Genomic DNA, 8,100 nt, shown 5'->3' with positions numbered 1-8,100 from the left:
ACCACCACATAATCGAAAACATTTTCAGCCGAGTCGGCGTCCGTGCGTGCCATTGAGCTTTCCTCCTTGAGGACCTGACCGTCGTGTTCCAAGTCGCTGAGTGTTCCAAGTCACTCGTGTCCCAAGTCAGTGTTCCAAGTCACGCAGCGTCGGTCACTGGACGCCGGTGCCAATGCTTGACCGCCGCATTGTGCAATTCGCCGAAATCATGCGCCGAACAGCACGACACCGACACCGACAACACCGAAACCGACGACGACGGCGATGACGGCGACGCCGGCGACGTCAGTGGCGGATACCCGGCTACCCGTCCACGCGAAGAACGGATCGTCCTAACCAACGGCACAGCAGAAGCGCCAACTGCAGCTCGACAGCGTCAACGTCCAGAGGGCGACCGCGCGCTTCGGTGGCCTTGTCGATCCGGTACCTCACGGTATTTCGGTGCATATGAAGTCGTGTGGCGACAGCGCTGTAGCCCATGGACTCCTCGAAGAACACCGACAGAGTCTCGCGCAATCGTTCGGCATATTCACCGTCAGCGGCCAGTTCACCGAGAGCATCCGGCACCAGAGCTTTGGCTCCCACAATGTCATCCGATAGCAGTGAAGCAACGCGGACGCCCGCTTGCGCGAACGAGGTGACCTTGCGCCCGGCGGCGTCGTCAGCAGACGCAACACCAAACGCTCGAATCGCTTCGAGGTGGGTCGTTCGGAAGCCATCGATCCCCGTACCAGTGCGTCCGAAAGCAACCCTGATGGTCCGAAAGTCGCGGTCACCGGCCAGGACCGACTCAATCGCCGTGTCATCGATGTCCGTGCCGTGAGAGCCGGTCGCGATCCAGCCCCACGCCTGTGATTGATCGCTCGGAACAAACAGCGGACGAGCGTGCTTGGACACCGTTCCCGCAATTGCCACCAAGGCTCGCTCGAGCCGCTGCAGAGAGTCCGCAGACTCGGGAGAAACAGAGTCCCAAAGAACCGCGCCCACGTGTCCGTGCTGGAGCCGATAGCCGAGCGCGGGTTCCGCAACGCCGATTTCTGGTGCGTCACCGGCCAAAATCGAAGCGAGCATCGCGGTCCGAACCGTATTGCGATTGGTGACCCAGCGTTCTCGTTCGGCTTCGTACTCAGCTACCACCTGTTCAGAAAGGTAGTCGATGTAGGCGAACGTCATCTCGTGGAATCGTTGCGCTGCAGCGTAGGCGACGGCGGGATCAGTTTCAGTCCACGAGATCTCCTGCAACGCATGGCTGGCCACGCGGCGCTGGGCAATTCTATAAGCCCGAAGAAGCGCGACGGACGATATCTCTCGCTGAGCAACTCGACGTGCATGCACCATCGAGGCGGCGGGAAGAACGATCTCCTCCAACGCGACGGTTCCCTTGACGTACTCCAGGAAGAGCTCGATGTTGCCCTGGAGGGTCGACCCCAGTAACTCTACGAGCGCCGGCTCCGCCACGAGCTCTGGGATCGAATTTTCGACTTCCTTGTGAAATGAGTCTGAGATCTCCGCGAGGTGCGTGAAGAGTGCCCGGGCGACCTCCGTGATGCGGGCGTCAACGTCCGCAGGTCCCTCGGGCTGACTTCCAGCAGTAAACTTCATGACAGCGACATCATCTCACCAACCACCCTGATCGGGGCTATACGGCTCATCAACTTCGTCACGGCTCATCAACTTCGTCGCATCCAGCCTCGGTCGCGACCAAGTCAGGCCGGGCAGCCTCGCCGCGCAGGCCTGGGCGGCCGCCGACGAGGGCAACCTTACCGACGAGCAAGCGCTGGGGATCATCGGCGTTACGGCCCTAGCCGGCCTGGACACCACGGCCAGCCTGATCGGCAATCTACTGCTCCTGTTCGCGCGGCACCCTGACCAATGGGCGATCGTCCGTGACGATCCGTCACTCGTTCCGAGTGCAGTGTTCGAATGCGCCCGGATGGAATCGACCGCTCAGTGGTTCACAAGAGTAACCAGCTGTGAGGTTCAGATCGGCGAGATCACCATTCCGGCCGGATCGAGGATGCTGCACAGCTACGCCTCGGCGAACAGAGATGAGCGGCACTACCCGAACGCGCACGTATTCGACGTTCGCCGAAACCCGACCGACCACCTTGCCTTCGGCTACGGCCCGCACTCCTGCGTGGGCAAGAACCTCTCCGGCCTCGAGGTGAACTCGCTGTTCAAGGAGTTGGCCAAGCGTGTCGACCGGATCGAACTGAATGGTGAGCCCCACCTGCACCCGAACAACATCATCCGCGGCTTGGAGTCCGTGCCGCTCAAGATCTCATGTGTATGTCGAAAGCGCAGACATCCAAACGAGCGTACGCGGACCGCCTCTACGAACTCGCCTGCAGCTGTCGCGTCCGCAGGTATCCCCCAGAAGTGACGGAACTTCACGTTCTGCTCGTCGCGCCGCGACGACCTCACGGTGCTCGGCGGCGGCCATCAGCCATCTCACTGTCCGAGGCATCTCCCGGCCAGTGCGGGGATCCGGGACAAGCAACGTAGGAACCCATAGACATGCCAACCCTGACTCTGTTTCACGCCTTCATCGCGGTGCTCAGCCTTCTTCGTCCCCACGGATTGGCACTCACCGCGCAGCACTTCGTGCGCGTGGTTGCACTCGCTCGCGCGGAGGCGCGATGGGCCCGCATGTGCGTCACAGAATACGACGCATCACCCTGATGCCGATCGTTGCATTGAGGCCGCATCTCGTCATTGCAACGTGCGCACATTCCCTGCTGTCGGCGTCAACGTCTGATAACGACTCGAAGTGTCGACCACCATGGCCATCGACGGAACATCCCGTCGCCGGCGGTGACCACGGCTGCCACCCCACCCATCTCCACCGACTCATCGGCTGTGAGGCTTTTGTTTTGCCTGAATCGGTTGTGCCACAAATCGCTAAGTTGACGTATTCGGCTTCACGGCAACGTGACTGGAGTTGATCTACCACTTACCTACCGGACGTTTTCGGGCCGTGCGAGCGGTCTGCGCCGAAGAATGATCAAAGGAGCAAAGCAATGCCATTGAGAAGAACCGTCGTGCTCGGCGTCGTCGCCGCCATCGGTGCCGTACTGTTTCTCTTCCCGCTCGTCACCGGAATGATGACCAAGGTCCAAGGCGTGGAACACCTCACCGGCGACCTGCGCGCCAGCTTCGAGCCTCACGCGTTGGCCCAGACCCGGGCCGACATGGACACGGTGCAGACGATGTCGGATCAGCTGCAGTCGCAAACCCTGCCCGCCCTGCCGAATGCGCTCGCCATGAGCCCGGACCAGTTCCAGGACTACATGGGCCAGAATTTCCCGGACGTCGCCAGCGGCATCGACCAGCTCGACACGATCCTGCCGAAATTCGAGGCCCTGGTGACCGGCCTGGAAACGCTGGCGCCGAACTTCCGCAACGCCGATCAGATTCCCACGAACTTCCTCCCCAGTACCGTGGTGCCGTTCTTGTTCCTGATCCCCGGCGCTGTTCTGTTCCTCCTCGCCGTCGGTGCCCTGCTTCGCGGCCGCCGGGGCGGCCGACCGGGTCTGTCTCGGGCAGCACTGGTGGCCGGCGTTGTCGTGGGACTCGTGTTCGTCATCGCCCCGCTGGTGTTGTCCGTTCCCACCAAGGCCAAGGCCGTCGACGATCTCACTGCCGCCTTCGGCCCGGTGTTCACCGACCAGGGTGTGACGGCCGTGCGGTCGGACATGACTGTGATCGCGACGATGTCCGACCAACTCCAAACCCAGACCGTGCCCGCGCTGGCCGGCGCTCTGAAGATGGATCCAGGGCAGTTCCAAGACTTCATGGGGCAGAACTTCCCCGACGTCGCGACCGGCATGGCGCAGCTCAACACCATCCTCCCCCGGTTCGAGGCACTCGTTGCTGGCATGAAGGCCAACGTCGGCAACTTCCATCTGGCGGCGAGCATCCCCACCGCGAGCCAGGCTGCCACCACCTTGACATGGTGGTTCATCGTCCCCGGTGTCGCGTTGATCCTGCTCGGCGGTATCGGGATTGCCGGCGGACAGCCACGGACTGCAGGCGTCTCCGCCCGGGAGCAAACCCTCGAAACCGTCTGACCCATCCCAGCACGGGGCCGAGGACACCCATCGATCGCTGGTGAGCTCAGCAGTCACTGATGCCGGGACCGCGGCCGCTCACCCCTACGGTCCCGGCAGCCGATCACTGGGACGTGCCGTATTCCGTCGGGGCACGGCACGTCCCATGCGTTCCCCCGGAGCCCCGATTCACTTCGATGGACTGGATGACGGCGGATCGGTCTGCTCGGCCGCGGCCAGGACCGCCGATAGGAACGGCTCATCGATCGTCGGCCACTCGCTGGGCCACTGGTTGTGCAGCAGCCGTTCTCGAAGCGAAGCCACCAGCTGTGTCAGCGTCGCGCCCTCGTCGCAGAGGGGGCGGATCAAGCCGAGCTGCGCACATTTCGCCGCGAGGGGGACCAATGCCGGTGCAGCGTCTTCCTCGCCGTACACCGCGAGGCGTGCGGTCACCTCGAGCAGTCCCACACGGAGCGCGGCGCGAGGACGCCGGTGCGATTGCACCCTGATTGCCAGTGCGGACGACCGTTCGAGTGCCTCGATCGCACTGCGCGGGGTCGTCTCGGTGAGCAGTGTGCGAATCGCGGTGTCTTCGTCGAGTTCGGCGGTCATTTCGACGATGCCGTTGACCGCGGAGGATGCGGCTGCCGCCGCAACGGCCTTTCTCCGGGTGGGTGGGCGTGCGGTGGCCCGCAGACCCCACCGTCCGCGCTCGTTCTCGATGCGAGCAGTCAGTCGTGGCAGCGACAGTTCCGCGGCGATTTCGGCGCCTTCGTCCAGACGTCGGCTCGCCGCCTCGCGGTCACCGCGGATGGCCTTGATCCGGGACCCAGTGCCGTACGTGACGAGCATGAAATCAACCACGCCGCCTTCGGATCCGAGTTGGTGGCTCTCATCGAGCAGCCGCTCGGCCTCGTCGATATATCCCTGCTCGTACAGCAGGTCGCCGAGCATCGCACTCGCGAGCCGGGTCGAATACGACCGCAGGCCGCCCGAGCGCCGCGCCAGCTCGTACGCACGGCGGAAGTATCGCTCAGCCTCGTCGATGCGGAGCATCTCGAGGGCCGCGATACCGGATAAGCAGTACCCGTACACCACACTGAACGGACCCGTGGTGCGCGCGTGGAAGGGCTCGGCCCACTCCTGCCACCGCTGCGCCGCGTCGAACTCGAATCGGTGAATTGCTTCGTAAGAGGCCACATTCGCCGCCGCCGCCAGCGCGACCGGTCGCAGGGTCTTCTCCCGCGTCACACAGTCCGACACCAAATCGAGTAATCCGTCGATGCGGTCGCCGAACAGGTCTGCAAGTCCCTTCACCAGCGCCGCCTCGACCCGAAGATCCGCGGTCGCCCCCTCCTCTTCCGGCAGGGCGGCAAGGCTGACGTTCAGCGCATCGAGTGTCTGATCAATGGCCACGCGATCGTGGTGCAACAGCACGTGCGCCCAGGCCGCCGCGATCAGCAGATGGGGCCGCCCGGCCACCAGCGTTGCAGGCAGTTTGTCGATCAGCCCCAATACCGAGGCAATTTGCGAACGCTCGATCAACGCCATCCCATCGACGAGGTCGGCGGCCCGCTCTTCGTCGCCGGCCGCGAGGGACTGGTCGACCGCCTCGCTGAGAAGATCATGGTCGGCGAACCAGCGCGACGCCGTGCGATGCAGTGCAGCGACCCGATCGGGATGGTCTCGTTCGAGCCGGCGCCGAAGGAAATCGGCGAAGAGGTGGTGGTACCGGAACCACACACGTTCGTCGTCGAGAGCGCGCAAGAACAGGTCCCGCTCCTCGATCTGCTCGAGGAACGCCTGCCCGTTTTCGACCCGCGCGAGTTCGGCGGCCAGGTCGCCGCACAGTCGTTCGGTCACCGACGTCGCCAGCATGAAGTCGAGGACGTCGGGTTCGAGTGTTCCGAGCACATTCTCGACGAGATACTCCGCGATGCCTCGGTGCCGGCCCGAGAGGTGACCGATGAACTCGGCCGGATCCTCCCGCCCCTGCAGTGACAGTGAGGCCAGTTGCAGGGCCGCGACCCATCCCTCCGTGGAACTACACAGGTCGGCGATCGCCTGCTGTCCCAGCGACAGACCGCCCAGATCGACCAGAAATCGACCCGATTCGGCGACATCGAAGCGCAGCGCGGTGGAATCGATCTCGACCAACTCGTCCCGCACCCGCATCCTGCTCAACGGTAACCCGGACTGGGTACGGCTGGTCACCATCACTTGCAAGTGATGGCAGCCGTGCTCGAGCAGAAACTCCATCGCAGCAACAGTTTCCGGGTCACTCACCCGATGCCAATCGTCGATCACGACGGTCAACAGTTCTCCACGGTCATGGATCTCGTTGATCAACGTCGTCAGCACGTACCGTTCGGCCTGGTTACCGCGATCCTCGAGGATCTGCCCCAAGTCGGAGGCGAGGTCGGTTCTGACGTGTCGAATGGCTTCCACCAGATGAGCGAGGAACCAGACCACGTTGTTGTCGTCGGCATCGATACTCAGCCATGCCACCGCAACACCGTTATCAATCAGGGTCTCGCGCCACTGCGCAGCCAGAGTGCTCTTCCCGAAACCCGCGGGCGCATGTATCAGCATCAATCGCCGCCGACCCGCATCCTTCAGGCGATCGGCGAGCCGGGTCCGCACGACCAGAGCACGCGACGGCGTCGGGGGACGATACTTTGTCACTGCACAGGGCGGTCGCAGCTGTGGCTCCGCGTCGTCGTCACCCGGGCGCTGATGAACGCCCGTCGGGACGTAACCCACGGTCCCGGTCGGCTCGGATCGGATCGGCGCGGAACCTGCGTCCTCCTCGCCAGCCGTGAGCGCCATCTCGTCGACGGCGAGACCGTGCGCGCGTTCGATCTCGCGGAGTTGATAGCCGAACTCCGCCGCGTTGCTCGGACGCCGGTCCGGATCCCGCGCCATTGCGCTCTCCACCGCCGCGCGGACGTCGCTGGGCAAACCCTCGGCAGGCAAGCTCGGCGCCGACTCGGAGGTGATGCGCAGAAACTGGGCGATGATCTGCTCGCCGGAACGCCGCTCGAAAGCAGCATGCCCGGTAATCAGGCAAAACAGAGTGGAACCGAGTCCATAGACGTCGGACGCAACAGTCGGCGGATCACCCGAGAGAACCTCGGGGGCGGTGAAGGCGGGAGACCCGGTGATGGTGCCGGCGTCGGTCTCGAATCCGCCCGCAATGCGCGCAATACCGAAGTCCGACAGCTGCGGCTCCTCGTAGTCGGTCAGCAGGACATTGCCCGGTTTGACGTCCCGGTGCAGGATGCCCGCCCGGTGCGCAGTCTCCAACGCCCCCGCCAACTTCACGCCGATGCGGACCGCCGTGCCCCAGGCCATCTGGCCCCGCCGACGCACCGCCGCATCAAGAGAGCCCCGCTGATGATACTGCATCACAATAAACGGGCGTCCCGTCGAAGTTGTGCCGATGCGCAGCACATTGACGATATTTGGATGTCCCGACAATTGACCCATCGCGCGCTGCTCCCGCAGGAATCGGGCGTCGCCCTCTCGATTTAGACCCGAACTCAGCACCTTGACCGCCACGGTCCGCTCGAGCGAAGGCTCCCTGCATCGATAGACCACGCCGAAGCCGCCATGGCCGATCTCGTCGACCTCCCTGAACCCCTCGGATTCGAGTTCCGCTTTGATCTCCGAGCTGACGCCACCCAGCGGCCCGGACCTATCGTGGTCCGTCATCGATGACACACCTCCTCGGTGGATGGGTACGACCTCGGTTCATAACAATTCCGCCGACTTCCAACAATCTGCTCCGACTGCCCACCAGCCCGCCGTCAGCGCAGCAACTCGACTATTCAGCCTACTCGCGCGGTGGCGGCCGCGTTACATCCGGCGACCTACTTCTGCGCACAGCTCGTGTATTGCGCGAATAACACTAGGCAACAGCGCCTTTCGGGCTGTCGGCGCACGCCCCTGTCGACGATCCACTGCCGGGCCTGCGGCAGCTCGAATGGCGGGTAACGACGACGCGGCCGACGACGATCTGCGCTCCGACACCCGCAAACCGCGCGGGCAC

Annotated in this window: 5 protein-coding genes; 3 read left to right on the top strand and 2 right to left on the bottom strand. The window is 63.9% G+C overall.

What is annotated here, in order from left to right; all coding sequences use genetic code 11:
* Positions 1-303: 303 nt before the first annotated feature.
* Positions 304-1,602, bottom strand: coding sequence for a PucR family transcriptional regulator (locus tag ACFVJ3_RS44890; RefSeq protein WP_378458216.1), 1,299 nt, complete (start codon positions 1,600-1,602; stop codon positions 304-306).
* Positions 1,603-1,915: 313 nt separating this feature from the next.
* On the opposite strand from ACFVJ3_RS44890, the gene ACFVJ3_RS44885 reads away from it, so the two are divergent.
* The 3 genes from ACFVJ3_RS44885 (at position 1,916) to ACFVJ3_RS44875 (ending at position 4,070) form a co-directional block, all read left to right on the top strand.
* Positions 1,916-2,383 carry a cytochrome P450 gene (locus ACFVJ3_RS44885; RefSeq protein WP_378458215.1) on the top strand — a complete coding sequence of 156 codons (468 nt, stop codon included), beginning with the start codon at positions 1,916-1,918 and terminating at the stop codon, positions 2,381-2,383.
* A 134-nt stretch (positions 2,384-2,517) separates the two neighbouring features.
* Positions 2,518-2,682, top strand: coding sequence for a hypothetical protein (locus ACFVJ3_RS44880; RefSeq protein WP_317761588.1), 165 nt, complete (start codon positions 2,518-2,520; stop codon positions 2,680-2,682).
* Positions 2,683-3,020: 338 nt separating this feature from the next.
* Positions 3,021-4,070: a hypothetical protein gene (locus ACFVJ3_RS44875; protein WP_378458214.1), complete on the top strand. Its 1,050-nt coding sequence runs from the start codon at positions 3,021-3,023 to the stop codon at positions 4,068-4,070.
* Positions 4,071-4,238: 168 nt separating this feature from the next.
* On the opposite strand, the gene ACFVJ3_RS44870 is transcribed toward ACFVJ3_RS44875, so the two are convergent.
* Positions 4,239-7,763, bottom strand: coding sequence for a protein kinase (locus tag ACFVJ3_RS44870; protein WP_378458213.1), 3,525 nt, complete (start codon positions 7,761-7,763; stop codon positions 4,239-4,241).
* Between the last annotated feature and the right edge of the window lie 337 nt (positions 7,764-8,100).

The sequence above is a fragment of the Rhodococcus sp. NPDC127593 genome (genome assembly GCF_042671975.1).
Taxonomy (GTDB): Bacteria; Actinomycetota; Actinomycetes; order Mycobacteriales; family Mycobacteriaceae; genus Rhodococcus_F.
This window is presented reverse-complemented; position numbering and strand designations above follow the sequence as displayed.